The sequence below is a fragment of the Geodermatophilus obscurus genome, assembly GCF_900143215.1.
Lineage (GTDB): Bacteria > Actinomycetota > Actinomycetes > Mycobacteriales > Geodermatophilaceae > Geodermatophilus > Geodermatophilus obscurus_A.
The window spans coordinates 144,458-170,503 of sequence record NZ_FRDM01000004.1 but is presented as its reverse complement, the minus strand read 5'-3'; the positions used below and the strand labels follow the sequence as shown (position 1 = coordinate 170,503).

General features: G+C 75.5%; 25 protein-coding genes. 8 read left to right on the top strand and 17 right to left on the bottom strand.

Features of this window, described 5'->3' with window-relative positions:
- Positions 1-46 precede the first annotated feature (46 nt).
- Positions 47-1,660, bottom strand: coding sequence for a hypothetical protein (locus BUB17_RS06185; RefSeq protein WP_072915064.1), 1,614 nt, complete (start codon positions 1,658-1,660; stop codon positions 47-49).
- Between the two features lie 284 nt (positions 1,661-1,944).
- Here BUB17_RS06185 and BUB17_RS06180 point away from each other — a divergent pair, with 284 nt between their 5' ends.
- On the top strand, positions 1,945-2,919 hold the full coding sequence (locus tag BUB17_RS06180; protein ID WP_072915061.1) for a 4-hydroxy-3-methylbut-2-enyl diphosphate reductase: 975 nt from the start codon (positions 1,945-1,947) through the stop codon (positions 2,917-2,919).
- Between the two features lie 130 nt (positions 2,920-3,049).
- Here BUB17_RS06180 and BUB17_RS06175 read toward each other — a convergent pair whose 3' ends face one another.
- From BUB17_RS06175 to BUB17_RS06160, 4 genes are all read right to left on the bottom strand, one after another.
- Positions 3,050-3,922 (bottom strand): DUF6542 domain-containing protein, encoded by an 873-nt coding sequence (locus BUB17_RS06175; protein WP_141242922.1) that lies wholly within the window; start codon positions 3,920-3,922, stop codon positions 3,050-3,052.
- 235 nt (positions 3,923-4,157) lie between these two features.
- Positions 4,158-5,276 (bottom strand): DNA recombination protein RmuC, encoded by a 1,119-nt coding sequence (locus BUB17_RS06170; RefSeq protein ID WP_072915055.1) that lies wholly within the window; start codon positions 5,274-5,276, stop codon positions 4,158-4,160.
- 159 nt (positions 5,277-5,435) lie between these two features.
- The gene (locus BUB17_RS06165) at positions 5,436-5,957 is read right to left on the bottom strand and encodes a methylated-DNA--[protein]-cysteine S-methyltransferase (RefSeq protein ID WP_072915048.1); all 522 of its coding nucleotides are present in this window, start codon (positions 5,955-5,957) and stop codon (positions 5,436-5,438) included.
- Positions 5,954-7,441, bottom strand: a complete 1,488-nt coding sequence (locus tag BUB17_RS06160; RefSeq protein ID WP_083606090.1) for an AlkA N-terminal domain-containing protein — start codon at positions 7,439-7,441, stop codon at positions 5,954-5,956. The genes BUB17_RS06165 and BUB17_RS06160 overlap by 4 nt, the downstream gene beginning before the upstream one ends.
- A gap of 183 nt (positions 7,442-7,624) precedes the next feature.
- On the opposite strand from BUB17_RS06160, the gene BUB17_RS27390 reads away from it, so the two are divergent.
- Positions 7,625-8,239 (top strand): hypothetical protein, encoded by a 615-nt coding sequence (locus tag BUB17_RS27390; protein WP_072915045.1) that lies wholly within the window; start codon positions 7,625-7,627, stop codon positions 8,237-8,239.
- Positions 8,240-8,257: 18 nt separating this feature from the next.
- Here the strand turns inward: BUB17_RS27390 and BUB17_RS06150 are convergent, their stop codons facing one another.
- From BUB17_RS06150 to BUB17_RS06105, 10 genes are all read right to left on the bottom strand, one after another.
- A complete protein-coding gene (locus BUB17_RS06150) occupies positions 8,258-8,611 on the bottom strand; it encodes an amidase family protein (protein ID WP_072915042.1) in 354 nt (117 codons plus the stop codon).
- Positions 8,608-9,321 (bottom strand): PIG-L deacetylase family protein, encoded by a 714-nt coding sequence (locus BUB17_RS06145; protein ID WP_072915039.1) that lies wholly within the window; start codon positions 9,319-9,321, stop codon positions 8,608-8,610. The genes BUB17_RS06150 and BUB17_RS06145 overlap by 4 nt, the downstream gene beginning before the upstream one ends.
- Complete coding sequence (locus tag BUB17_RS06140; protein ID WP_072915037.1) at positions 9,318-10,526, bottom strand: glycosyltransferase family 4 protein; 1,209 nt, start codon at positions 10,524-10,526, stop codon at positions 9,318-9,320. Before BUB17_RS06140 ends, BUB17_RS06145 begins: the two co-directional genes overlap by 4 nt.
- A complete protein-coding gene (locus BUB17_RS06135) occupies positions 10,523-11,359 on the bottom strand; it encodes a sugar phosphate isomerase/epimerase family protein (RefSeq protein ID WP_072915034.1) in 837 nt (278 codons plus the stop codon). The genes BUB17_RS06140 and BUB17_RS06135 overlap by 4 nt, the downstream gene beginning before the upstream one ends.
- The gene (locus tag BUB17_RS06130; protein ID WP_072915032.1) at positions 11,356-12,816 is read right to left on the bottom strand and encodes a YcaO-like family protein; all 1,461 of its coding nucleotides are present in this window, start codon (positions 12,814-12,816) and stop codon (positions 11,356-11,358) included. Before BUB17_RS06130 ends, BUB17_RS06135 begins: the two co-directional genes overlap by 4 nt.
- Before the next feature lie 73 nt (positions 12,817-12,889).
- Entirely contained in the window at positions 12,890-13,762 is an 873-nt protein-coding gene (locus BUB17_RS06125; RefSeq protein ID WP_072915029.1) for an MBL fold metallo-hydrolase, read from the bottom strand.
- Complete coding sequence (locus BUB17_RS06120; protein WP_072915026.1) at positions 13,759-14,784, bottom strand: Gfo/Idh/MocA family protein; 1,026 nt, start codon at positions 14,782-14,784, stop codon at positions 13,759-13,761. The genes BUB17_RS06125 and BUB17_RS06120 overlap by 4 nt, the downstream gene beginning before the upstream one ends.
- A gap of 80 nt (positions 14,785-14,864) precedes the next feature.
- Positions 14,865-15,890: a class I SAM-dependent methyltransferase gene (locus tag BUB17_RS06115; RefSeq protein ID WP_072915024.1), complete on the bottom strand. Its 1,026-nt coding sequence runs from the start codon at positions 15,888-15,890 to the stop codon at positions 14,865-14,867.
- 104 nt (positions 15,891-15,994) lie between these two features.
- Positions 15,995-16,894: a hypothetical protein gene (locus BUB17_RS06110; RefSeq protein ID WP_072915021.1), complete on the bottom strand. Its 900-nt coding sequence runs from the start codon at positions 16,892-16,894 to the stop codon at positions 15,995-15,997.
- Complete coding sequence (locus tag BUB17_RS06105; RefSeq protein ID WP_244276966.1) at positions 16,891-18,114, bottom strand: inositol-3-phosphate synthase; 1,224 nt, start codon at positions 18,112-18,114, stop codon at positions 16,891-16,893. The genes BUB17_RS06110 and BUB17_RS06105 overlap by 4 nt, the downstream gene beginning before the upstream one ends.
- Positions 18,115-18,298: 184 nt before the next feature.
- On the opposite strand from BUB17_RS06105, the gene BUB17_RS06100 reads away from it, so the two are divergent.
- From BUB17_RS06100 to ychF, 5 genes are all read left to right on the top strand, one after another.
- The gene (locus tag BUB17_RS06100) at positions 18,299-19,207 is read left to right on the top strand and encodes an ABC transporter ATP-binding protein (protein ID WP_072915016.1); all 909 of its coding nucleotides are present in this window, start codon (positions 18,299-18,301) and stop codon (positions 19,205-19,207) included.
- Positions 19,204-20,031, top strand: a complete 828-nt coding sequence (locus BUB17_RS06095) for an ABC transporter permease (RefSeq protein ID WP_072915014.1) — start codon at positions 19,204-19,206, stop codon at positions 20,029-20,031. Before BUB17_RS06100 ends, BUB17_RS06095 begins: the two co-directional genes overlap by 4 nt.
- Positions 20,028-21,263 carry a sensor histidine kinase gene (locus BUB17_RS06090; protein WP_072915011.1) on the top strand — a complete coding sequence of 412 codons (1,236 nt, stop codon included), beginning with the start codon at positions 20,028-20,030 and terminating at the stop codon, positions 21,261-21,263. The genes BUB17_RS06095 and BUB17_RS06090 overlap by 4 nt, the downstream gene beginning before the upstream one ends.
- Entirely contained in the window at positions 21,260-21,895 is a 636-nt protein-coding gene (locus BUB17_RS06085; protein ID WP_072915009.1) for a response regulator, read from the top strand. The genes BUB17_RS06090 and BUB17_RS06085 overlap by 4 nt, the downstream gene beginning before the upstream one ends.
- A gap of 111 nt (positions 21,896-22,006) precedes the next feature.
- A complete protein-coding gene (ychF, locus tag BUB17_RS06080; RefSeq protein ID WP_072915006.1) occupies positions 22,007-23,080 on the top strand; it encodes a redox-regulated ATPase YchF in 1,074 nt (357 codons plus the stop codon).
- Between the two features lie 49 nt (positions 23,081-23,129).
- On the opposite strand, the gene BUB17_RS25420 is transcribed toward ychF, so the two are convergent.
- Both BUB17_RS25420 and BUB17_RS25415 read right to left on the bottom strand, forming a co-directional pair.
- Positions 23,130-23,573, bottom strand: a complete 444-nt coding sequence (locus BUB17_RS25420; RefSeq protein WP_083606088.1) for a patatin-like phospholipase family protein — start codon at positions 23,571-23,573, stop codon at positions 23,130-23,132.
- Between the two features lie 121 nt (positions 23,574-23,694).
- Positions 23,695-23,985, bottom strand: a complete 291-nt coding sequence (locus BUB17_RS25415; protein WP_208983323.1) for a patatin-like phospholipase family protein — start codon at positions 23,983-23,985, stop codon at positions 23,695-23,697.
- Between the two features lie 478 nt (positions 23,986-24,463).
- On the opposite strand from BUB17_RS25415, the gene BUB17_RS26675 reads away from it, so the two are divergent.
- Complete coding sequence (locus BUB17_RS26675; RefSeq protein WP_175561295.1) at positions 24,464-25,993, top strand: hypothetical protein; 1,530 nt, start codon at positions 24,464-24,466, stop codon at positions 25,991-25,993.
- Positions 25,994-26,046: the final 53 nt, after the last annotated feature.

The window sequence follows — 26,046 nt, the reverse complement described above, 5'->3', positions numbered from 1 at the left end:
GGGACCCGCCGAGCGTGCGAGGCGTGGGGGGAAGGGTGGTCCTCTTTCAGGCGCCGCGCGGAGCCAGCGGGCTCTCCTCGACGGCCTGGCGCTCCAGCTTCTCCAGCCGGTTGCGCAGCATCCGCAGGTAGGGCTCGCGGGCCCGGGTCGCCTCCTCGTAGGCGAGCAGGTCCGCCACGGTGGCGAGCTGGTAGCCGCGCAGCCGGCCGCGCAGCTGGGCGACGGTGAAGCTGTCGTAACCGTCGACCGGCGCGGAGCCGGCCGCCGCGCCGGTGGTGTCCGCCGCGTCCTCGGGGGTGCCGGACTCGTCGACGTCGGTGCGGACGCCGGTCGCCGCGGCCACGTCGGTGCCGCTCTCGTCGGTGGCGACCACGTCGTCGGTGGTGCCCTCGTCGGTCGCGGCCGGTGCGGACGTGTCCTCGCCGGTGCCGATCGCGTCGTCGACCTGCGCGCCCGCGGCGGTGACGACCTCGTCCCCGCTGCCGGTGGCGTCCCGGTCGTCCCCGGCGGGCGCGCCCTCGGTGGAGGGGCGGGTGTCCGCGTCGCTGGCCTCGCTGCCGAGCGCCTCGTCGACCCCGCTGTCCTGCTCGTCGGCCTGGGCCGGGGCGCCGGGGGTCTCGTCGGCGGATGCCTGGGGCGCGGCGGCCTCCCCGTCCGTCGGCGCCTCGGGTGCGGCGACGCCCTCGTCGGTCACGGTGCCCTCGACGGTCGCGACACCGCCGTCCGGGGTCAGGACGTCGACGTCGGTGGTCACGTCAGTCGCGCCGGCCCCTTCGTCGGCCGGCGCCTGGGGCGCGGCGGCCTCCCCGTCCGTCGGCGCCTCGGGTGCGGCGACGCCCTCGTCGGTCACGGTGCCCTCGACGGTCGCGACACCGCCGTCCGGGGTCAGGACGTCGACGTCGGTGGTCACGTCGGGGGCGCCGGACACCTCCCCGACAGGGGAGCCGCCCGGGTCACTGGGCGCCGGTGCGTCGGTCGCCGCGGACGCGTGCACGTCGAACTCGGTGGCGTCGGCGTCCAGCAGGGACGCCGGAGGGGTGGTCGGGCTCTCGGCGATCTCGTCGGTGTCGACGGTGCCGGTGTCCCCGGTGCCGCCGTCGACCAGCGCGCTGTCGGGGGCGCCGTCGGCTTCGAGCAGCGCGGTCTCCAGCGCGTCCTCCGTCGAGAGACCGGGCTCGGTGCGGTCGAGGTCGAGCCCCGCGGCGGCCACCTCGTCGCTGATGTCGGCGAGTGCCTCGACGACCTCCTCGGGCGCCGGGTCGGCGGGCAGGCCGGAGACCTCGTCGTCGATCAGCGCGGCGACCTCCTCGGCGATCTCCTCGTCGGTGACCGGCGCGGAGGCGCGGTCGAAGGAGGTGGGCTGGTCGAAACCGGGGGCGCGGTCGAAGGCGGAGGTGCGGCCGGCGGCCGGCTCGGGCATGTCCTCGTCGAACGTCGCCAGCCCTGGCTCGGACTCGCCGCGCAGGCCGGTGAAGACCTCGTCGCCGCGGGCGACCAGCCCGGAGTAGTGCTGCTGCAGCTTCATCGTGGCCTGCATGGCCAGCCCGATCACCCGCACGGGCAGGCCCGGCAGCGTCCGGGGGAGCTGGAGGGTGTCGTCGATGACGGTGGCGGCCAGGCCGACCACCGCGCGGACGACCTGTGGGATCTCACGCGACATGGCCCCACCCTGCCCCGAAACGCCGCGCGCGACACCCCCGCGCTGGCGGCGACCACACGGATGGAGGTAGGCGTCTCATCCCCGGTGCGGCCGCCCTGCAGGGTTCCGGTGTGAGTCTGCTGACACTCCAGGGCGGCCGCCCTGCAGGGACCCGTTGCGAGCTTGCGAGTGGCGGGGGGCAGGCGGCCCCCTGCAGGGGCCCGGTGTGAGCCTGCGAACACCGGGGGCAGGGTGTGAGCCTGCGAACACCGGGGGGCAGGGGGTCCTTTCTCTACCATGGGGCCATGGCTGATCACCGCGGACGCGTCCTGCTGGCCGATCCCCGGGGCTACTGCGCCGGCGTGGACCGGGCGGTGGTCGCCGTCGAGCGCGCCCTGGAGCTCCACGGCGCCCCGGTCTACGTCCGCAAGCAGATCGTCCACAACAAGCACGTGGTGGCGACGCTGGAGCGGCGCGGGGCGGTCTTCGTCGACGAGACCGACGAGGTGCCCGAGGGCTCGGTCGTCGTCTTCAGCGCCCACGGCGTATCGCCGGCGGTGCACGCCGAGGCCGCGGCCCGGCAGCTGAGGACCATCGACGCGACCTGCCCGCTGGTGACCAAGGTGCACCAGGAGGCCAAGCGGTTCGCCCGCGACGACTACGACATCCTGCTGATCGGCCACCGCGGCCACGAGGAGGTCGAGGGCACCTCCGGCGAGGCGCCCGGGCACATCCAGCTCGTCGACGGCGCCGAGGACGTGGCCAACGTCCAGGTCCGCGATCCGGAGAAGGTCGTCTGGCTGTCCCAGACCACGCTGTCGGTCGACGAGACCCTGTCGACGGTCGACCAGCTGAAGACGCGCTTCCCCGGACTGCAGTCCCCGCCCAGCGACGACATCTGCTACGCCACGCAGAACCGGCAGCAGGCCGTCAAGCAGATGGCCGCCGAGTGCGACCTGGTCATCGTGGTCGGCTCGACCAACTCGTCGAACTCCGTCCGGCTGGTCGAGGTGGCGCTCGAGGCCGGCGCCCGCGCCTCCCACCTGGTCGACTTCGCCTCCGAGATCGACCCCGCCTGGCTCGAGGGCGTCGGCACCGTGGGCGTCACCAGTGGCGCCTCGGTGCCCGAGGTGCTGGTCGGCGAGGTCCTGGACTGGCTGGCCGAGCGCGGCTACCCCGACGTGGGGACGGTCAAGGCCGCCGAGGAGCGGCTGGTGTTCGCGCTGCCGCACGAGCTGCGTCCGCGCCGCACGGAGCGCTCCACCACCGACCCGGCCTGAGCAGGGCCCCGCAGGCTCGAGGCGGCCCCTGACGACGGTGGCCCCCTCCCGATCCCGGGAGGGGGCCACTCTGGCGGTACGGCGGCCGTCCCGGGTCCCACCTTGAGGGCGGGAGGGACGGGGTCCTTCGTCAGCGGCGGGCGGCCCACCGGATCAGCGCGACGACCGCGGCGGCGGCGGTCGCGACCGCCATCGCCGGGAAGCCGCGGATGAGCAGGGTCGCCACCGAGGCGGTGTTCAGCGTCGCCGACGGGGCGAGCGCGGTGTTCAGCACGGCGACGGCGATGTAGACCAGCGGCGGGGCGACCACCGGAGTGAGCAGGTCGCGGCGGCGCACCGCCACCGTGGCCACGGCGCTGGCCACGGTGAGCGTTGCCAGCGTGACGAGGCCCAGCCCGGCACCGATCCAGGACTCGAGGGCCGCACCGGCCAGGGTGACCAGGAAGACCGCGAGGACGGCGACCGCGCCGCGCAGCCCGCCGCCGTCCTCCGGCGTCTGCGCCGTCGCGCCGCGACCGGCGGGGCGGCGGGACGTCGGCCGGGGCTCGGGCGCCCGCGGCCCGCGGCGGCGGTCAGCGGCGTCGGCCCCCTCGGAGGCGTGCAGGTCGCGGGGACGGTCATCCCGGGGGCGGTCGGCGTCGGAGGAGACGGGCCGGCCGCGGCCGGCCTCCCGGGAGGGACGCGCGGTCCGCTCGCGGGACGGGCGCGGGGGCAGCGGGGGACGACGGTCGTCACGGCCGTGCGCGGAGCGAGCCATGTGGTCGCCGTGCGCGGAGCGAGCCATGTGGTCGCCGTGCGCGGAGCGAGCCATGTGGTCGCCGTGCGCGGAGCGGGCCATGTCCTCGGGGAACGGCGGCAGCTCGGCCGACCGCATCCGCGGGGGCGGCGGCGGCGGCACCGGCGGGCGACCGATGCGGGACACGTAGTCCGCCGCCTCGGGACGGACGCCGCCGCGCCGCTCGGCACGCGGTCCGGACTCGCGCCAGGTGTCGGCTGTGCTCACCGAGGCCATGGCGGACCTCCCGTCCCCTCGTCGGCGGACCCCCTCGCGGGCGTCCCTGTCGAGGGCAACGGTAGCGACGGCCGCAGGGACCACGGGGGAGGACGGCACCGAGCCACGCTGTGCACAAGTGCCAAAACCGCAGCCCCGGACGCACATCCGGTGGGGACGGCGGGACGGCTGTGACGGAACGGCACCGGCGCGACGACGGGTGTGCCCCGGTGCGCCGGGCCCGCGTTCAGCCGGTCGTGCCGTCGCGCTCCGCCGCTGGGGGGCCGTCGTCCTGCGGCGCCAGCCCGGTGCGGCGGGGCAGGTCCCCGGGCAGCGGGAACTCGGCCGGCCGCAGGGTGCGCACCGTGGCCTCCACCGGCGGCGGCGTGGGCACCGGGGACTCCGCGACGCCGAGGTCGTCGAAGCGGCGGGCGGCGACCAGCACCGAGCTCTCGTAGGAGCCGACGGTCTCGTTGTAGCGGGTCAGCGTCGAGGACAGCGCCGAGCCCAGGCGGGTGAGGTGGCCGGAGAGGGTGGACAGCCGGGCGTGCAGCCGGCGGCCGACCTCGAGCACCTGGTCGGCGTCGCGGGCCAGTCGCTCCTGCCGCCACGAGTAGGCGACGGTGCGCAGCAGCGCGAGCAGCGTGCTCGGCGTGGCCAGCACGACGTCTCGGGCGAAGCCGTACTCGAGCAGGCCGGGCTCGGCCTCCAGCGCGGTGGTGAGGAACCCGTCGGAGGGCACGAAGAGCACCGTGAACGGTGCCGCCGGCCGGAATGCCGTGGGGTAGCGGCGGGCGGCGAGGGCGTCGACGTGGGCGCGCAGCTGCCGGGCGTGCGCGACGATCCGCTCGGCGCGCACCGCGACGTCCTCGGCCTGCACCGCCTCGATGTAGCCGGTGAACGGCACCTTGGCGTCGACCACCACCTGCCGGCCGTCGGAGAGGGTGACCACCAGGTCGGGCCGCACGCCCGCGCCGGCGTCGTTGGTGGCGGAGGGCTGCTCGACGAAGTCGCAGTGCTCGAGCAGCCCGGCCACCTCGACCACCCGGCGCAGCTGCACCTCGCCCCACCGGCCCCGCACGTGCGGGGTGCGCAGCGCGGTGACCAGCGCGGCGGTCTCCTGCCGCAGCATCGCCGAGGTCTGCCCCACGCTGCCCATCTGCTCACGGAGCTCGCCGTGCGCGGTGGCCCGGTCCCGCTCGATGCCGGCCAGCAGGCGGTGCAGGTGGTCGAGCGACTCGTGCACCGGCTCCAGGCCGTCGTCGGCCGGTCGGTTGCGGGCGACCAGCGCGACGACGCCCAGGGTGACCGCGGTGGCCAGCAGCGCGCCGACGAGGAGACCGGTGAGCAGTGAGGCGGCGTCCACACTGCGAGCCTGCCGGACGAGTCCGACGGTTCCCGGCCGACACACGGCCGCGGCGGCCGGCCTGCAGGGACCCGCGTCGAGCCCGGCGAGGTGCTGGAACGGCCTCCCTGCAGGGACCCGCCGCGAGCCTGCGAGCGGCGGGGGCAAGGGGGTCCTGCTTCAGACGGTCACGGGGGCGTGTGCCGCCTCGTGGTCGAGCAGCCAGCGCTTGACCGGCGTCCCCCAGCGGAAGCCGCCCAGCCCGCCGTCGGAGCCGAGCACCCGGTGGCAGGGCACGAACAGCGCCGCGGCGTTGCGCGCGCAGGCGTTGGCCGCCGCGCGCACCGCCGCCGGGCGCCCGCAGCGCGCGGCGAAGGCGGCGTAGGTGTCCGGCTCGCCGGCGGGGACGGTGCGCAGCACCTCCCAGGCGTCCTCGAGGAACGGGCCCGAGCGCTGGCGCACCGCGACGTCGTCGATGGCGGTGACGTTCCCGGCGACGAAGGCGGTGACGGCGTCGAGCGCGGGCAGGTGCTCGACCTCCTCGACCCAGGCCGGGCGCAGCGCGCGGTGCACCACGGGGAGGAGGTCGGCGACGTCGGCGGTCCAGCCGCTGGCGAGGACGGCGCCGTCGCGGGCCACGACCACGGTGAACGGCCCGGGCGGGGTCTCGACGGTGGCGGAGCGGGCGGGAAGCGGGGTCATGAGACGCTCCGTTCGAGAGGGAGTGGTCGGGTCGAGAGCGCAGGTACGGCCAGCGCCCACAGGTGCATCACGGCGTAGGACCGCCACGGCCGCCAGCGGGTGGCGGCGTCGGCGTCGGAGCTGCCGAGGGTGACGAGCGAGCGCCGCAACGCCAGGTCGCCGGGCAGCCACACGTCGGGGTCGCCCAGGCCGCGCAGCTCGACCAGCGCGGCGGTCCACGGACCGATCCCGGGGACCGCGCGCAGCGCCCGGCCGGCCTCCTGGCGGTCGGCGCCGGGGTCCAGCGTCACCGCCCCGGCCGCCAGTGCGTCGGCCAGCGCGTGCACGGTGCGCCGCCGGGCGCCGGTCAGGCCGACGGCGGTGAGGTCGGCGTCGGCCAGGGCGGCCGGGCGGGGGAAGGCGTGGGTCAGCGTGCCGACCGGCTCGGGTAGCGGCGTGCCCGCGGCCTGCAGCACCCGGGCGGTGAGCGTGCGGGCGCCGGCGAGGGAGACCTGCTGGCCGAGGACGGCGCGGACGGCGAGCTCGTCGGCGTCCGGAGAGGCGGGCACCCGGCGTCCGGGCGCGGCCGCGACCAGCCCGGCCAGCGCCGGGTCGGCACCGAGGACGCCGTCCACCGCCGCCGGGTCGGCGTCGAGGTCCAGCATGCGGCGGCAGCGGGCCACCGCCGTCCCCAGGTCGCGCAGGGCGGTGAGCTGCAGCCGGGCGGACACCGCGGAGCCGCCGTCCGGGGCGGGGGAGAGGTGCACGACCCCGGGCCCGTGCGGCAGGTCGAGCACGCGGGAGAACGTCGTCCCGTCCCACTCCTCCAGCCCGGGGACGGCGTGCACGCCGAGGAACAGCAGCACCTCCGCTGCCTCGTACGGGGCGCGCGCGGCCAGCCGCAGCGTCAGCCGGCCGGGCGTGCCCGGCGGGCCGGGCGGCGCGGTGCGGCGCAGCTCGCCGGGGGTGGCGGCGAAGACCTCGCGGACGGTGTCGTTGAACTGCCGGATGCTGGCGAACCCCGCGGCGAAGGCGACGTCGGCCATGGGCAGGTCGGTGGTCTCGATGAGCAGCCGGGCGGTCTGCGCGCGCTGCGCCCGGGCCAGCGCGAGCGAGCCGACGCCGAGCTCACCGACGAGCAGCCGGTGCAGCTGGCGCTCGGAGTAGCCCAGCCGCGCGGCCAGGCCGGGGACGCCGGAGCGCTCGACCTCGCCGTCGCCGATGAGTCGCACGGCCCGGGCGACGACGTCGGCGCGGGTGTCCCACTCCGGGGAGCCGGGGACGGCGTCGGGCCGGCAGCGGCGGCAGGCGCGGTAGCCCGCGCCCTGGGCGGCGGCCGCGGTGGAGAAGAAGCTGACGTTGCGCGGCAGCGGGGTGCGGGCCGGGCAGGAGGGGCGGCAGTAGATGCCGGTGGTGGCGACCGCGGTGACGAACCAGCCGTCGAACCGGGCGTCCCGGCTGGCGACCGCGCGGTAGCAGCGTTCGGTGTCCAGCAGCTGTCTCACGCGACGAGCATGACAGCGCCGGGCCCCGGTGACTGGCGGTTTCCGGACGCGGCCGTGGGGGTCGGGCGGGGCGTCCGCCCCCCTGCGCCGGGGCTCGGCAGCCGGGGCCGGGCGACCGGGCGGGGACCCTCTCGGCCCGCCGTCCGTTGGAGGGGTGTCGGGCAGCGCGAGCAGGGGAGCGGGATGCAGGTCGGCACGCCGCGGAGAGCTCGACGGCCGACGCCGGCTCCCCGGGGGCGGACGCCGGTCGCACTGGCCGCCACCGTCCTGGTGGTGTCCGGTGCGCTGCTCGTGCGCGAGGCGGACCGGGAGGCCCCGCGGTCGGCGGAGTGCGCGGTGGCGCAGGCCGGGGTGCGGATCGACCCGGCCGGCGTGCCGGGCGGACCGGTCGCCGGGTACCGCGGTGAGCAGTTGGCCAACGCCGCGGCGATCGTCAACGCCGGGGAGGCGCTGGGCCTGGACACGTGCGCCCAGACGATCGGCGTCATGACGGCGATGGGGGAGTCCTCGCTGCGGGTCCTCGACCGCGGCGACGCTGTCGGCCCCGATTCACGGGGGCTGTTCCAGCAGCGGGCCAACGGCGCCTGGGGCTCCTACGCCGACCGGATGGACCCCACCACCAGCGCCGTCAACTTCTTCCGGGCCCTGCAGGAGGTCCCGGACTGGCAGGCGCTGCCGCCGACGATCGCCGCACACCGCACCCAGCGCAACGCCGACCCCCACCACTACGCGCGGTACTGGGACCCCGCCGTCGAGGTGGTCACCGCGCTGGCCGGGCGGCCGGTCACCGGCGCGTAGCGCCGGCGAGCCGGTCCGTCACCCGCCCACGGTGGGCAGGTGGCCCGGCGCCCGGCGCGCTCCCACCTCGGCCTCGAAGTCGGCGGCGAGGTCGAGCACGTCGGCGTCGGCCCAGCGGGGTCCGATGAAGCTGACGCCGATCGGCAGCGCCTCCTGGGGCCCGGCGAAGCCTGCGGGCACGGTCACGTTCGGGTAGCCGGCGACCGCCGCCGGCGTGGAGGAGGCGTAGACGTACGCGTCGGCGACGCCGTCCAGGTTGACGTACCTGGTCACCCAGCCCGGGGTGTTGGTGAGCGCCATGACCGCGTCTAGGTCGTCCTCGGTCCCGGGACCCCGGGCCAGCGTCTCCTCGATGGAGGCCCGCGGGCTCACCGGGCGAGGTCGGCGACGACCTCCCGCGCCCGGGCGCCGGCCAGCAGCACCTCGGGCAGGCCGGCCAGCGCGGTGCGCATCGGCTCGACCCCCCCGAACTGGAAGCCGAGCTGGGTGGGGTAGCAGGCGCAGGCGTCGGCTCGCCGGTCGAGGTCCTGCGGGAGGCGCACCTCGGCCAGCCCGTCCGGCAGCTCGGGGCCGGGCACGGCAGCCGGGTCGCGCAGCACGTACGGGCTGTCGCGCCACCACAGCACCGGCCGGTCGAGCGGGGCCACCGCCCGCAGCACCTGCCGGTGGTCGACGTGCCCGCCGAGGGCCTGCGGCGCCAGCCACAGGTCGGCGTCGTACCCGTCGAGCGCCGCCGTCAGCGACCGCTCGACGTCGTCCCCGGGGTGGACGCCGGCGAACAGGTCGGCGGCGCTGGTGTAACCGCGGTGCGGAGCCTCGGGCAGGCCGAGGTACACCGGCCTGGCGCCCAGCACGGCCATCGCCGCGGCGTCCTCGGCGCGGCGCAGGGCCAGGTAGTCGACGTCGGCCGGCAGCCCCTTGTCCAGCTGGCAGGCCAGTGCGAAGCCCTCCGGGTCGGGCACGCTCGCGGTGAAGCAGGTGACCACCGTGACCTCGTGGCCGGCCGCGGCGAGCGCCGCGAGCGTGCCGCCGACGGAGAAGGCGGCGTCGTCGAGGTGCGGGCTGACCGCGAGCACCCTCACAGCAGGTGCGCCGCGGAGCGGAACCGGCAGGACAGGTCGACGCCCGAGGGCATCGACCGGTCGGCGGACGGCGTCGTCCCGGCGACCTCGGCGTAGACGGCCTCGACGGAGGCCGCCAGCACCGGCCACGAGTAGAGCCGCCGCACCTCCTCGAGCGCCGTCGTCGCCAGCCGCTTCCGCAGCGCGCCGTCGTCCAGCAGCCGGGTGAGCGCGGCCCGCAGCCCGGCGACGTCGCCCGGGGTGTGCAGCAGCCCGTTGTCCTCGTGCCGCAGGCAGTCCACGACGCCGACGCTGTCGGTGCTCACCGTCGGCAGGCCGCTGGCCATCGCCTCCAGCAGGGTGTTGCTGAACCCCTCGCTGTAGGTCGGGCTGACGAAGACGTCGGCCGAGCGGTAGACCTCCGGCGCGCGGTCGGGCGGGACGTAACCGAGGAACGTCGTCCGCTCGTCGGCGCGCGCCTTCGCCTCGTCGAGGTCGGGACCGATGCCGGAGACCACCAGGCGGACGCCGTCGGGCAGCGCCTCGAGCAGGTCGAGCACCCCCTTGCGCCGGTCCACCCGGCCGTGGAAGAGCAGCACCGGCGGCTCGCGCAGCGCGCCCAGCGGCCGCTCGGCCGGCGTGAACCGCCGGGTGTCGGTGGCCCCGGGGACGATCGTGAACCGCGCCGGGTCGCTGCCGAGGTTGCCGACCACCTCGTCGCGGAAGCTGGCGCTGCCGATGAGCACCGCGGACGACGAGTCGACGACGGCGCGCATCGCCGCGGCGTGGGTGCTGCAGCAGGTGCCCACCCAGTGGCCGTCGCCGCCCTGGATGCTCACCACGGCCGGCAGCCCGGTCTCGCGGGCGGCGGCCAGCACCGCCAGGCCCGGCGGGTAGCCGTACTGGGCGTGCAGGACGTCGAAGGGCCGCTCGGCGTGCAGGCCGACGACGGTGCGCACGATCTCGTCGATGTCGCCCTCCCAGTCGGCGGGCACGACCGTCTCGCCGCGGCTGGGCAGCGCGACCACGTCGACGCCGGCCGGGACCCGGTCGGGCGGGGGTGGGCCGCCGCCGTAGACCCGGGTGCCGGCCTCGTCGTCGCGGTACTGGCTGACCAGCGTCACCTCGGAGCCGAGGGCGACCAGCTCGCGCAGCAGGTTCTCCGCGTAGACGCTCATCCCGCTGACCGCGGGCCAGTAGCGGCGGCTGACGAAGCAGATCCTCACGCCTGCTCGGCCTCCCTCAGCGTCGCGAACGCGCGCGGCACCATCTCGTGCGCCCGGTGCCCGTCGCGGGAGAGCTCGAGGGTGACCAGCCGGTCGTAGCCCACCTCCCGCAGCGCCCGCAGGACGGCGGGCAGGTCGACGTCCCCCTCGTCGAGGGGCAGGTGGTCGTGCACGCCGCGGCGCATGCCCTCGACGGCGACCGTGCCCAGGTGCGGGGCGAACGCGGCGACGGCCTGCTGCGGCTCGTACGCCCCGGCGACGACGCAGTGGCCGGTGTCCAGGGCGAGGGTGATCCCGGGTGCCTCGGCGGCCAGCCGGGCCCAGCCGTCGCAGTCCTCGACCAGCATCCCGGGCTCGGGCTCGACGGCCAGGGCGCAGCTCCTCCCGCCGGAGCTGTCGACCAGGGCACGCACGCCGTCGACCACCCAGCCCCACGCCTCGTCGCGATCCACCCCCGGCCGCGGCACGCCCGTCCAGAAGCTGACCGCCTCCGCGCCCAGCACCTCGGCCAGGTCGCAGGCCAGCCGCAGGTAGGCCAGCCGCCGCGCCCGGCCCTCGGCGTCCGCGGTGACCAGCGTCGGCTCGTGCTTGACCCGCGGGTCGAGCAGGTAGCGGGCGCCGGTCTCGACGACGACGCCCAGGCCCAGCTCGTCGCAGCGCGCCCGCGTCTTCTCGGCCCGGGCGAAGGCGTCGGGCGCGAACGGGTCCAGGTGGACGACGTCCAGCGTCAGGGCCACCCCCGCGTAGCCGGTGTCGGCGAGGAAGGGCAGCGCGTCGGACAGCCGGTGCGAGGTCAGCCCGTTGGTGTTGTACGCGTAGCGCAGAGCCGTCATCGGGCGAGCACCTCCGCGACCGTGTGCCGGCCCGGCTCGCGGTAGAGCGCGTAGAGCGCGCCCACCCGCCGGTCGGCGCCGGCGCGGTCGAACCAGGCCGGCCCGCCCAGCCGCTCCTCGGCCGCCGCGGTCAGGTGCACTCGCGCCCAGCCGCCGGGATCGGCCCCGATCGCGACCAGCGGCTCGCCGCGCTCGCGCAGCCGGCGCACGCCGCGCTCGCCGATCCGCCCGTAGGACATGGTCTCGACCTCCAGGCCCGGCACCAGCACCTTGGCCGCGACCGCGTCGCCCATCGAGGGCTGCAGCTCCACCAGCACGTCGTACCCGGCGGCGTGCAGGGCTCCGGTGGCGGCCGTGTGCAGGTCGTCGCCGGACCAGGTCGGCAGGTCGGTCAGCGCGACGGTCGACCGGCGGGACAGCACGGTGTCCTGCAGCAGGTCCACCAGCGCGCCGGTGCCCATCCGGGTCCAGGCGAGCATCGCCTCCAGCGCGCGGTCCTCCTCGACCAGCCGCTCCGGCGGGTGCCCGCCGCGCCAGTGCTCCAGGTAGCCCGGCGGGGTGGCCGGCAGCACGACGTCGAACGGGCCGTGCATGAACGCCTTGCGGCTGCGCGCCGACGCGAACTCGTGCAGCGCCTTGCGGACGGCGGTGTCGCGGTCGGGGTGCGCCGCCTCGCCGCACGCGGTCGCCATCACCGGCACCGGCTCGGACAGGTCGCGCGAACAGCCGACGGCGTAGAGGTCGACCACGCCGAACTCCGTCGCCGCCAGCTTCACCACCACGTCGATGCCCTCGGCGTCGAGCCGCTCGAGCAGCGCCAGCGCGTCGGGGTCGCGCAGACCGGCGAGGTCGACCACGACGCCGGTGTCCATGGCGCGGAAGGAGGTGGCGTTGCCGTCGCGCTGCAGCAGCTCGAGCAGTGCGTGCGAGACCGCCCGGTCGGCGTCGAACGCCGCGCCCTGCCCGTTGGTGATCACCGTGGTCAGCCAGCCGCCGGGCGGCGGGGCGCCGGGCAGGTCGTCCGGCGCGGAGGCGACGAGCTCGGCGGGGACCAGCACCGTCTCGCCGTCCCGCTGCCGGGTCATCGGCAGCCACTGCAGCGGCCGGTCGTCGTCGTAGGCGCTGCCGGCCTCCAGGCAGAGGGTGCGCGGGTCGGCCACCCGGTCGCTGCCGTGCCGCCGGGTCATCTCCGCGTGGGAGCCCTGTTCGCGCTCGACGCCCTGGTGCGCGCGCAGCGACAGCGCCATCTCGGCCATCTCGCCCATCGCCCCGGTGCGGGCCTCCTCACGGGTGGCGCCGTAGCCCAGCCCGCTGCCGCCGGGGTGCTCGGGCGACGGTGCCAGGACCGCGCTGTGCAGCGGCACGTCGAGGACGTCGAGGCCCTCGATGGCGAACTCGTCGACCGCCGTGGGGAAGGAGTCGAGGTACCGCTGCGACGCGGTCAGCGTGCTGGTCACGAGTCCTCCTCGCTGGCGCTCGTCGGGCTCGTGCCCAGGGGTGCCGTGCCCACCGGTGAGCTCGCGAGCTCGTTCACAGGTCCTCCAGGGCGACGGGGGCGGCGTCCGGCGGCCCGGAGAGCAGCCGCCGCACCAGGTGCACGACGTGGTCGGTGGTCACCCCGCGGACCAGCTCGAACGGCGTCGCGACGGCCTCGAAGTCCAGCGCGCCGACGACGGTCAGGTACTCGCGCAGCTCTCCGTGGGAGAGCGGGATCTGCGCGTGGAACGCCTTGTGCGCGCTCAGCGCGACCGGCTGCCCGGCCTCGTCGAGGTCGACCTTGAGCGAGTCGCCGCAGAACAGCACGCCGCGGCGGCGGTCGTGCAGCACCGAGTGCCCGGGGAAGTGCCCGCCGGTGCGGTGCAGGGTGAGGTCGGGGGCCAGCTCCAGTTCGTCGTCCGCCGGCCAGGTGACCCGGAAGGCCTTGGTCCACTCCAGGTCGCGGACGCCGACGCAGACCACCCGCGGCTCGAGCTCCTGCTGCAGCTGCCACAGCGCGCCGTACCCGTGCACGTGGCTGGAGGCGAGGACGTCGAACCCGCCCGACGCCAGAGCCATCCGGCGGAGCTGGGCGAGCATGTCGGCGGTGTACCAGGGCGCGCACTCGAAGCCGACCAGCCCGGCGTCGGACTCGATCACCCAGCCGCGGCTGTCCAGCCCGAAGCGCGGGTGCGTGCCGAACTCGGTGACGCCCGCGACGGCGGTCGGGCGGCAGAAGCCCTCGACCGTCTCCTCGACCTGCGCAGGCGTCACGAACTCGAAGCCGTTCTCGGGCAGCGCGTTGCGGACGTCGGCGCAGACCGGGCAGACCAGCGGCCCGGGCGCCGGCCAGCGCTGCCAGTGCCCGCAGTTGGTGCAGGCGTAGGCGGGCAGGTCGGGTAGCAGCCCGCGGTAGGGGTTGGTCATCTCGCGTCTCCCAGGGCGGTGAGGAGGAGCCGGTGCAGGGCCAGGTCGCGGGCGGCGTCGTACGGCCATGCCGTCCCCGCCGGCGCGGTCCCGGCGACCGCGGCGGTGAAGGCGGCGAACTGCGCGGCGAAGGGGGAGTCCCCGGCGAAGGGGACGTCGACCGGGTCGGGCCGGTGGAGCGTGAGCGAGCCTCCCGCGGTCTGGCCCATCGTGTCGACGGCGACGGCCATCCCGCGGGTGCCGACGACCTCCAGCCGGCGGCGGGGGAGCGCGTCGGGGGTGTTGAAGGCGACGTGCAGGTCGACCAGCACGCCGCCCGCGGTGCGCCCGGACAGCAGCGCGCCGTCGTCCACCGGGTAGTCCTGCACCCGGCGCTGCAGCAGCGCGCGCAGCTCCACGACGTCCTCGCCGAGCAGCACGCCGGCCAGGTCCAGGCCGTGCGGGGCCAGGTCGATCGCCGCGCCGCCGCCGGCCCGCGCGCGGTCGACCCGCCAGTTGTCGTGCGGGCGGCCGTCCGGCGTCCAGTCGGCGGGCAGCCAGCAGCAGTAGACGATGCGCAGCGCGGTGACCGTGCCGAGCTCGGGCACCAGCTCGCGCAGCCGCACGTGGGCGGGGTGCCAGCGCTGGTCGTAGGCCGTGCCCAGCAGGACGCCGGCGTCGCGGGCGGCGGTCACCATCGCCTGCGCGTCGCCGGCGTCGGCGGCCAGCGGCTTCTCGCAGAGCACCGCCTTGCCCGCCGCGGCCACCGCCTCGACCACCTCGCGGTGCGCGGCGTTGGGGACGGCGACGTAGACGGCGTCCAGCCCGGGGGTGGCGAGAAAGGCACCGAGGTCGGCGTGCGCGGGCGCGTCGACGTCCACCCGGGCCAGCGCGCCGGGGTCGCGGTCGTGCAGCGCGACGACGCGGGCGCCCGGCGTCGCGGTCAGTGCGGGGAGCGCGTGGTCGCGGGCCACCCAGCCGCAGCCGGCGATACCCCACCCGACGCCACCCCACCCGACGCCACCCCACCCGACGGCGCTCACCGCGCCCCTCCGCTGCGCCAGATCTGCACAGTGGCGGTCATCAGCCCGCTGATGACCGCCACTGTGCAGATCTCGCGCGCTCACCACGCCTCCGGCAGGTCGACGAGCAGCCGCCGGCGGGCGGCGTCGGCGGGCAGCGGGTCGGGCCAGCGGGCCGGCAGGTAGGTCGACCGCGGCCCGTACTCGCCGGCGTAGCGCTCGCTGGGCCAGCGCAGCTCCCCGTCGGCGTAGAGCGGGTTGGGCCGCAGCGGCGGCAGCGGCTCGCCGAGGTCGACCGGGGCGGGGGAGAGCGGGTCGCCGGCGACCAGGGCCACCGCCTCGCTGGCGTGCAGGTCGGCGGCTGCGGCGGCCCGGGGCGGGCGGCCGGCGAGCAGCGCGGCGGTGAGCTCTGCGTCGTCGTAGAGCAGGCCGGTGCCGAGCACCGCGGCGTAGCCCTCCGGGGTCAGCGGCTCGCCGTGCGGGTCGGCGACGTGCGCGTGCCCGACGACCACGGTGCCGCCGTCCCCTGCGATCCCGCGCATCGCCGCGGCCGCGGCCGGCTTGTCGCGCAGGAAGTAGAAGGCGTCGTGGCACAGCACGTAGGCCGGCGTCGGCACGTCCAGGGAGGGGACGCCGGTCACGTCGGCGCACACGTAGCGCGCCGACGGGCAGACGAAGCGCCGGGCCAGCCACAGCTTGGCCCAGACGACGTCGACACCCACCAGCTCGGTGCAGCCGCGGCGGGCCAGCTCCCGCAGGTGGGTGCCGATGCCGCAGGCGACGTCCACCACCGGACGGTTCCCGGGCCAGTGCTGCTGGAGCAGCGCCAGCCCCGCCAGGTGGGTGGGGTCGGACCAGCGGTGGGCGAAGTAGTCGGCCACCCGGCCCATGCCGAGCAGGCCCATCGCCTCCCGCAGGGTCGTCGCGGCCGGCACGCGGGCCAGCTGCTCGGGCGGCGGGGGCGGCTCGGTCCACCAGTCGTCGGCGTCGGCCAGCAGCGCTCCGCGGGCGCGGTCGACCTCGCCGTGGGCGAGCAGGCCGACCACCTGCGCGCGCAGCTCGTCGCGGCCGGCTCGCGCGAACGGGATGCCGTCCACCACCGGGACGGCGGGTGCCGCCGTGCTCAACGCGTCACCGTCCTCTCCCGCGCAGCGCAGCCGCCCGATCGGCAGCGCCGCTCACAGCACCACCGTTCGCTGCCGCGCGGCGGAGCCGGCACGTGCACAGCCGCTCACAGCCCCGCCGCCGCCAGGACGTCGAGGTGGAAGGCCTGCACCGGCCCCGCGTGCACGAGCTCGAGGTCGTCCAGCGCCTGGGCGGCGGTGAACGCGGCCGCGCGGGCGTGGTGGTGCACCTGCAGCACCCGGTCGAGGACGTCGGCGGCGTGGAAGGCCTGGGACTCGGGCGCCCCGGCGTCGGCCCGCAGCCGCAGCACCGTGCGCAGCCGCTCGGCCAGCGGGCCCGGCAGGGCGGTCAGCTCGCGCTCCTCCAGCGTCGCCATGACCTGGCCGAGCGCCGAGCCGAGCAGCACCTCGCCGGCGAACCCGGCGTCGGGCAGCACGACGTTGTGCAGGTGGTGGGCCAGGCCGACGAGGAACGGCGCGACCGGGTCGGCACCGAACACCGGCGCGACGAGCACGCCGTAGACGGCGACGGTCAGGCAGTGGTCGCCGTGGCTCTCCGGCGGCTCGACCACCACCCGCGCCTTCCCCGGGGCGGTGGCCCCGGCGCGCGGCTGGCGGTTGAGCAGCTCGGCCAGCGCCGGCGGCTCCGGCGTCGGGACGGCGAGCGGCAGCGCCGCCCGCAGCCCGGCCCGCAGGCCGCCGTCCAGCGGGCCGGCGACCTCGTCGAAGCCGCGGCGCAGCACGTCGAGCGCCTCGTCGTCGGTCAGGCCCGCCGTCCGCAGCACCGCACCGTCGATGCCGGCCAGCCGGGCGCGGGCCACGGCCGCCGCCGTCTCCGACAGCGCGACCGCGGCCGCGTCCTCCCCCGCGACCAGCCGCCCCCAGGCGCGGGCGAAGGCCTGCTCGGCCAGCGAGCCGGGGGCGTCGGCGACACGGACCCGCTTGGCGTCGCCGACCTCGGTCAGCAGCGGGCGGAGCTCGGCGAGGGCGGGGGAGCCGCCCGTCACCGGCCGGCCGGCACGCCGGCGACCCAGTCGAGCAGCACGCGCTCCTGCCGGTGCAGGGCGTGCTCGGGGGTGCTGCCGTCCGGGGTCATCGGCGCCTTGAAGAACCAGCCGAACTGGGTCTGGACGCCGCCCTGCCCGCGCTGCTGCGCCAGGTCGGTCAGCCGGGCCAGTTCGATGGCCAGCGGCGCGGCCAGGATCGAGTCGCGGCACTGGAAGTCGACCTTGACCTGCATCCGCTGGCCGAGGAAGCCGACCAGGTCGATGGCGTCCCAGGCCTCCTTCTGGTCACCGCGCGGGCGGTAGTAGTCGATCCGCACGACGTGGTCCTCGACCGGGTAGCCCAGGATCGAGTCCAGCACGCTGCCCTTGGTCTGCAGCTTGCTCTCCAGCGAGTCCGGGTCCTCGAGGGCCAGGCCGTCGCGGTTGCCCAGGATGTTGGTGGAGTACCAGCCCTCGACGGTCAGCGACCGGCTGCGGAAGGCCGGGGCCAGCACCGTCTTCATCATCGTCTGGCCGGTCTTGCCGTCCTTGCCGGCGACCGGGACGCCGCGGCTCTCGGCGAAGGCGATCAGCGCGGGGACGTCGGCGGCCAGCGACGGGGTGAAGTTGACGTACCCGACGCCCTCGGCGATCGCCGCGTAGGCGTAGACCATCGACGGGGTGATCGAGCGGTCGTCAGCGTCCAGCCCGGCCTCGAAGGCCTCGACCGTCTGCAGCGCGGGCGCCGCCGGATCCGGCCAGCGCTCCGTGGAGGCCAGGTTGACCAGCACCAGTCCGTCGAGCCGCTCCTCCTCGCGGAAGCGGCGCAGGTCGGCCCGGACGGCGTCGACCTGCGCGCGGCGGGTCTCGGCGAGCACCACGTTGCCGCCGGTGACGTTGCGGCAGAAGTCGGCGTCGCCGGCCGCCGCCCACGGGATGACCGAGGACAGGTACGGCCCGGCCTGCTCCAGCTGACGGTGGTCGAGGACGCCGTGCTGGTCGGCGGCCTTGCGCAGGTCGCTGCCATCGAGGTCCCAGCCGCCGACGACCAGGTCGGCGTACCCGACCATGCCGGTCGCCTCCGCGACCGGGGCGCCGTCCACCTCCACTCCGGCGAGTGGCAGCCCCGAGGTGTCGCTCGCGCCGATGCGGAGCAGTTCCAGCCCCGCCACGGCGGTCGTGGCGACCGCTCCTCCGAGGCCGACGACGGCCATCCCGACCCGACGCGGTCCAGCAGACAACGTGATCTCCCTCGCACTCGACTTGATGACGCGCGGTCAACCGTGACACGGCTCACCGGGACCCGCAGCTCGAAAGTGGAGCCGCTCCAATCACGCGGTCGACGCCGGGCGTCCACCGACCGGTGGACGGCGGACCGGCAGATCGGCCGTCCCGCCGGGCCGAGGCGGAGGAGAGGGTCGTGGCATGACGACGACCCGACCGGCACCGGCTCCTCCCAGGACGGCGCCCGACGACCACCCGGCGGTCCGCGTGCGCGGCCTGGTCAGGCGGTACGGCGGGCGTGCCGTCGTCGACGGGGTCGACCTCGACGTCCGCCGCGGCGAGGTCTTCGCGCTGCTCGGCCCGAACGGTGCCGGCAAGACGACGACGATCGAGGTGCTCGAGGGCGTGCGGCGGCGCGACGGCGGGGAGGTCGCCGTCCTCGGCGAGGACCCCGGTCGCGCCGGGCGGGCCTGGCGCGACCGCGTCGGCGTCGTGGCGCAGAGCACCGGCGTCGGCGACGCGCTCACCGTCCGGGAGACCCTCGACCACTTCGCCCGGTACCACGGCACCGCGCAGGACACCGGCGAGCTCGTCGAGGCCGTCGGGCTCACCGAGGCCGTGGGCACGCGGGTGTCGCGGCTGTCGGGTGGCCAGCGGCGTCGGCTGGAGGTGGCCCTCGGCGTCCAGGGCCGGCCCGAGCTGCTGTTCCTCGACGAGCCCACCACCGGCATGGACCCGGTCGCGCGCCGGCAGTTCTGGGCGCTGGTGCGCGGGCTGCGGGCCGGCGGGACCACCGTCGTCCTCACCACCCACTACCTCGACGAGGCCGCCGCGCTGGCCGACCGCGTGGGCGTGCTGGCCGCGGGGCGCCTGGTCGACGTGGCGTCGCCGGACGAGCTCGGCGCCGAGCTGCGCAGGACGGCCACCGTCCGCTGGACCGAGGACGGCGTCCCCCGCGAGGTCGGCACCGGGGAGCCGGCCGCCGTCCTGCGCGACCTGCTCGCCGCGCACCCGGCCGGCGAGGTGCCCGGCCTGACCGTCACCCGCCCCGGCCTGGAGGACGTCTACCTGTCCCTGGTCGGCGCCACTCCCGAGGAGGCCTCCCGATGACCGCCGTCCTGACCCCGGCTCCCACGCGGCCGGCACCGCCGCCGGCCCTGACCATCGGGCTGGCCCGGACGGCGCTGGAGCTGCGGCTGTTCGTCCGTGACCCGGCCCAGGTGGTGTTCTCCTTCGCCTATCCGATCGTGATGCTGGTGATCTTCGCGTCGGTCTTCGCCGGCGAGGACCGGCCGGGCGGGGTGCCGTTCGCGCAGTACTTCCTCGCCGGGATCGCGGCCACCGGGATCATGCTGACCAGCTTCCAGGCGGTGGGGACGGCGCTGGCCGAGGAGCGTGAGCGCGGCGACCTCGCCCGGCTGCAGGTGATCGGCACGCCGCCGCTGGGCTACTTCCTCGGCAAGGCCGGTCAGGTGCTGGTCACGACGGTGCTCCAGCTCGCGGTCCTGCTCACCGTGGCGGCGACCGCCTACGACGTGCCGATGCCGGACGGGGCCGGCCGGTGGCTGACCTTCGCCTGGGTGGCGCTCGGCGGAGCGCTGGCGGGCACCGTGCTCGGCATCGCGGTCGCCTCGGTGGGCAGCAGCCGTGCGGTGGGGAACGGGATCAGCGCGTTCGCCGTCGTGCTGCAGTTCTTCTCCGGGGTCTTCTTCGTCTTCTCCGAGCTGCCCTCCTGGATGCAGGAGGTGGCTGCGGTCTTCCCGCTGAAGTGGCTGGTGCAGGGCATGCGCTCGGTGTTCCTGCCGGACGCCGCGGTCGCCGCGGAGCCCGCGGGCAGCTGGGAGCACGGCATGATCGCCCTCGTGCTCGCGGTGTGGGTGGTCGTCGGTCTGGCGGTCTGCAGCCGCACGTTCCGCTGGCGCCGGACGGCATGAGCCTGACGCGCCGGCTGGCCGCCGCCGTCGTCCCTCCCGAGGACGACGGCGGCGAGCCGCTGCCCGAGCGCGGGTGGCGGACCACGGTCGTCGGCGTGCACGTGATCTCCGCCGTCGTCTGGAGCCTGGCCGTGGTCTCCGCGGCGGTGGGGGACGCCGTCGACGACGACCGGCGGGCGCCCGCCCTCGCCGTGCTGGCCGCGCTGGGCGTCGCGTACGCCGTCCTCGGCATGCCGGCGATCGGGGCCGGCGCCCGGCGGCGGGCGGTGGCCTACCTCGTCGTGCTCGTCGCCGCGTTCGGCCTGCTCGGCTGGCTGGCTCCCGGCTTGCTGTTCCTGCTCTTCCTCGCCTACCCGCAGGTCTGGTTCGCCGTCCAGGGGAACCTCACCGGGATCAGCTGGACGCTGCTGCTGGGGCTGGCCAGCGCGACCGGTCCCGTGCTGACGCTGGGGTCGGGCAGGAGCGCCGCGGAGGTGCTGCTCGAGACCGGCATCGGCATCGCGTTCAGCCTGGCGCTGGGCGTCTGGATCAGCCGGGTGCTGCGGGAGAGCGCCGAGCGGGCCTCGCTGATCGCCCAGCTGGAGGACACCCGGTCGGAGCTGGCGGCCGCCGAGCGCGAACGCGGCGTGCTGGCCGAGCGCGAGCGGCTGGCGCAGGAGGTGCACGACACCCTCGCGCAGGGCTACACCTCGATCGTCGTCCTGGCGCAGACCGCCGACGCGCTGCTCCCCGCGGATCCGGAGGCCGCGCGTGAGCGGCTGGCCGTCATCGAGGAGGTCGCCCGCGACAACCTCGCCGAGGCCCGCGCCGTGGTGGCCGCGTTCCGGCCGGTGGCGCTCGACGGGTCGACGCTGGTGGAGGCGCTGCAGCGGCTGGCCGAGCGGTTCGCGCGGGAGACCGGGCTGGCGGTGCGGGTGGACACCGCGGCGCTCGACGGTGTGCCGGGACTGCGCACCGACGAGGAGGTGGTCCTGCTGCGCGGTGCGCAGGAGGCGCTGGCCAACGTCCGCCGGCACGCCCGGGCGACGGCGGTGGTGCTGCGGCTGGCGCGGGTGGGCTCGCAGGTGTCGGTGCACGTGGAGGACGACGGCATGGGCTTCGACCCGACCGCGGTCTCCGTCTCGGGTCTGGCGGGGCTGCGCGACCGGGTGGAGCAGGTCGGCGGTGAGGTCGACGTCGCCTCGGCGCCGGGATCGGGCACGCGGGTGACCGTGCGGGTGCCGGAGTCGTGAGCACGCGGGTGCTGGTGGTCGACGACCACCCGGTGGTGCGGGGCGGCCTGGTCGGCTGGCTCGACGCCCAGCCCGACCTGACCGTGGTGGGCGAGGCCGCCGACGGACTCGAGGCGCTCGCGATGGTGGCGTCGGCGGACCCCGACGTCGTCCTGATGGACCTGCGGATGCCACGGATGGACGGCGTGACCGCGATCGAGAAGCTGGCGGGAACGCACCCCGGCGTCCGGGTGCTGGTGCTGACCACCTACGACACCGACGCCGACATCGTGCGGGCCGTTGCCGCCGGCGCGACCGGCTACCTGCTCAAGGACGCGCCGCTGCCGCAGCTGGCCGACGCCGTGCGCGCCGCGGCCCGAGGGGAGACGGTGCTCGCGCCGCCGGTGGCCGCGCGGCTGGTCTCGCACCTGCGGGCGCCGGCGGCCGAGGCCCCGACCGGGCGGGAGCTCGAGGTGCTGGCCGGCGTGGCGCGCGGGCTCACCAACGCCGAGATCGGCCGGGAGCTGTTCATCGGCGAGGCGACGGTGAAGACCCACCTGCTGCGGGTGTTCGCGAAGCTCGGCGTCGACGACCGCACGAGGGCGGTGATGGTCGCCGTCGAGCGCGGCCTGCTGCCCCGGCCGGGTGGCTGACCCCTCCGGGCGGCGCACGTAGGCTGGATCCTGCCCGAGCGAGCCTGCGAGCTCGGCGACGAGCACAGCAGTCCGACGAACGCGGACGACGAGCGAAGCGAGGAAGTGCGCGTGAGTCTCACCATCGGCATCGTCGGGCTGCCCAACGTCGGCAAGTCCACGCTGTTCAACGCGTTGACCAAGAACGACGTCCTGGCGGCGAACTACCCGTTCGCCACCATCGAGCCCAACGTCGGTGTGGTGGGTGTGCCGGACCCCCGCCTGGGCAAGCTGGCGGAGCTGTTCTCCTCGCAGAAGACGATCCCGGCGACGGTGTCGTTCGTCGACATCGCCGGCATCGTGCGTGGCGCCAGCGAGGGGCAGGGCTTGGGCAACAAGTTCCTGGCCAACATCCGCGAGAGCGACGCGATCTGCCAGGTGATCCGGGTGTTCACCGACCCCGACGTCGTGCACGTCGAGGGCAAGATCAGCCCGGCCGACGACATCGAGACGATCAACACCGAGCTCGTCCTCGCCGACATGCAGACGCTGGAGAAGGCGATCCCGCGGCTGGAGAAGGAGTCGCGCAAGGACAAGGAGCGGGCCGCGCTGCTGGCCGCTGCCCTCGACGCCCAGAAGGTGCTCGACGAGGGGAAGACGCTGTTCTCCGCCGGCGTCGACCCCGAGCCGCTGCGCGAGCTGACCCTGCTGACCACCAAGCCGTTCCTCTACGTCTTCAACGTCGACGAGGAGGAGCTGGCCAACGAGGAGCTCATCGCCGAGCTGCGTGCCCTGGTGGCCCCGGCCGAGGCGATCCTCATGGACGCCAAGATCGAGGCCGAGCTCGCCGAGCTGCCCGAGGAGGAGGCCGCCGAGCTGCTCGCCGGCATCGGCCAAGAGGAGCCCGGCCTGCACCAGCTGGCCCGCATCGGCTTCGCCACCCTCGGCCTGCAGACCTACCTGACCGCCGGCCCCAAGGAGGCCCGCGCCTGGACCATCCCGATCGGCGCGACCGCCCCGCAGGCCGCCGGTGTCATCCACACCGACTTCCAGCGCGGCTTCATCAAGGCCGAGATCGTCTCCTACGACCAGCTCGTCGAGGCCGGCTCCATGGCCGAGGCCAAGGCCCGCGGCTGGGTGCGCATGGAGGGCAAGGACTACGTCATGCAGGACGGCGACGTCGTGGAATTCCGCTTCAACGTGTGAGGCGGGGGCGACGGGTCAACGGGGTCGCTCGCCACGCCCGACTCGGCCCTCAGCTCGGGACGGTGGCGAGGAAGCGCGTCGCCTCCCGTCGTCCCTCCTCGAGGAGTCGGCTGATGAAGGCGGGGCTCCGGTCGAGCAAGCTGGCCACATCGAGGTCGAGGTCGAGGTCGGTCGCTCGAACCTCGATGTGCCGGTACCGGTCGCCGAGGCGCTCCGCCCATTCGCTGACCTTCGCGATGAAGCACAGCTCCCGCTGCAACGACAGGTTGCCGGCCAGTTCGTTGCGGCGGTCGGCGATGTCGGCGATGGTCTTCGGCTCCCGAGCCCGGCTGAGCGGGTTGATCCGGATCACCCAGACCCCCTCCGGGCCGGTGTCGGGGAGCTGATGTACCGGCGGGTTCCAGCTGAACAGGCCGTCCCAGTAGCAGCTGTCTCCCACATGGACGGCCCCGAACAGCGGGGTTACGGCGGCCGAGGCCAGGACGGCTTCCACAGTGATCCGCGCCCTTCCTGCAGCTGGGCGACGCGGTCGAAGCCGGCGTGCCGGGTCAGCAGATCGGTCAGGGCGGCCCTCGCGTACTCCGGGGACGCATACGGGCTGACCAGCGGTGGCGTCAGCACCCGGCCTCCAGCCGGGCCAGTCCCACCAGCCACGCGTTGGCGGCTCTGTCCTTCAGCGTCGTCCCCGAGTTGGCTTCCCGGACGCGCTCCAGTAGCCGCCCGGCCTCGGCCGCGCTGCTCGTCAGCGGGCCGTACCCGGCGAGCAGAGCGCAGATGGCCCCACCGGAGGTGCCGGACAAGGCGACGATCCTGTGGTCCTCGGCGACCAGCAGACGATGGAGCACACCAGCCGTGAACGCCGTGTGACTGCCGCCGCCCTGACACGCGATCACGACCTTCGCCACTGCCGGCGCCTCCGGCTCCTCGGACCGCAGGGGCTTCGGGAGCAAGCGAGTCTCAGGAGCGGGCATCACCGTGGCGTCACCACCGCGTCACCGGGTCGTGGGCCATCCCGTGCGCGCCAGCGGGAGACCGGCATCGGCCTCGGCGGGCGGATCCACCTTCTGAGCTGCGCGCCTGCCGGACCATGACCTCTGACGGGCACGGATCGGGCTCCGCAGCTCCCCGCGCACCGCCGGGGTGCGGGCTTTTTCCCGTAGACGTATCACGAGCGAGCAGAGGACTGTCTGTCTCTCCAGACACCGTCCCAGCGCCCCCGGGGGACCAGCCATGCTGAGGTCTGTCCGAGCCCGTCTCTTCTGGACCGTGGCGGTCTTGCTGCTCGTGGCGGGGTGTGGGTCCCGTTCCGACTCCGGCGTAGCAGGTGGTGAGGCTGGGCGACCACAGGCGGAGGCGGGGTCGCCGGGCGAGGGCGCCGTCGAGTTGGACGACGAGTTCCTCGAGTCGGTCTCGGGTGCCGAGAGCCTGGATGCCGCTGTGGCGATCCTCTATGAGCGGTGCGGCGATCCCGGCGTGACGGACCGAGCGGCGTGCGAGGACGACGTCCAGCAGTTCTTCGAGTCGGCACCGACCCGGCTGGTCGACCATGGCCGTGCCGGATGTCGTGCTGACTGGGAAGCGGGCACCGTCGTGCTGGCCGGTGCGGACTGCGTGAGCGCCTTCCACCTGGTCGACTCGAACAACGAGCCCATCGACCCCGCGGCACTGCCGACTGACGGACGACTGCCTGAGGGCGGCGGGATGGCCGAGGAGGCGGTGAAGCCGCCCCCCGGGTCAGCGTCTGGCGGAGGCGGCGGCACAACGGACGAACAGGGGCCGGGGCAGCCAGGCCAACCGGGCGGGGGCGGCGGCACGACGGACGAGAACAGGCCGAGCGAACAATTCCCGCCGGTGGATCCGGTCAACAACCCGGACTTCAACAAGTTCCAAGGGACGGGAAACCTGGAGGCCGCTCTTCGAGGGCTCTACATGGACTGCGAGGACCAGGATCGCCCTGATCCTGACAACCCCAGTGAGGTCAGGCCCGTAGAGAATGTCGAAGAGTGCAAGAGGATCGCCCGTGAGTTCTTCGCGGCAGGGTTGCAGAGGGCCGTCTACAGCACGGAGGCACCCCAAGGCAACGGGCCGTGTGAGGCCAACTGGGACGACGAGAGTGTCCCGCCGAGAGTCGTACTCACAGGAACCGGCTGCGGGAGCGCCTTCCTCCTGAAGAATGCGAATGGTGACCTCCTCACCGATGAGCAGATCCGGACGGGGAGCGGGAACGGTGATCCCCAGAAGGGAGTGCCGCTGCCGAGCGGCACCGAAGTGGTGCAGGACGGGTTCGAAGCCGTCGCGGAGTGTGCGGAGAAGGAGGAGGACTCCGACGACGTCGCCTCGTGCAGGGAGAAGCTCGACGAGACGCTCCCGCCGAGGACAGAGGATCAGCCCCCGCCGTACACAGCGCCCCAGTCGGTGACCACCAACGAGGCCGAGGCAGACAAGGCCGAGGCGGAGAAGGCCGCGGCGGAGGCCGAGGCGGAGAAGGCCGAGGCGGAGAAGGCCGAGGCGGAGAAGGCCGCGGCGGAGAAGGCCGCGGCGGAGGCCGAGGCGGAGAAGGCCGCGGCGGAGGCCGCGGCGGAGGCCGCGGCGGAGGCCGAGGCGGAGAAGGCCGAGGCGGAGGAGGCCGCGGCGGAGGCCGCGGCGGAGGCCGAGGCGGAGAAGGCCGAGGCGGAGAAGGCCGCGGCGGAGGCCGCGGCGGACAAGGCCGAGGCGGCGGAGGCCGCGGCGGAGGCCGAGGCGGAGAAGGCCGCGGCGGAGAAGGCCGAGGCGGAGGCCGAGGCGGAGAAGGCCGCGGCGGAGAAGGCCGCGGCGGCGGAGAAGGCCGAGGCGGAGAAGGCCGAGGCGGAGAAAGCCGAGGCGGAGAAAGCCGAGGCGGACAAGACAGAGCCCGAGGGACAGGTCACTCCGTGAGCAGGCCGCTGTGACGATCCCTTCCACGGGTTCCTGGCGGCCCCGGCCGGCAC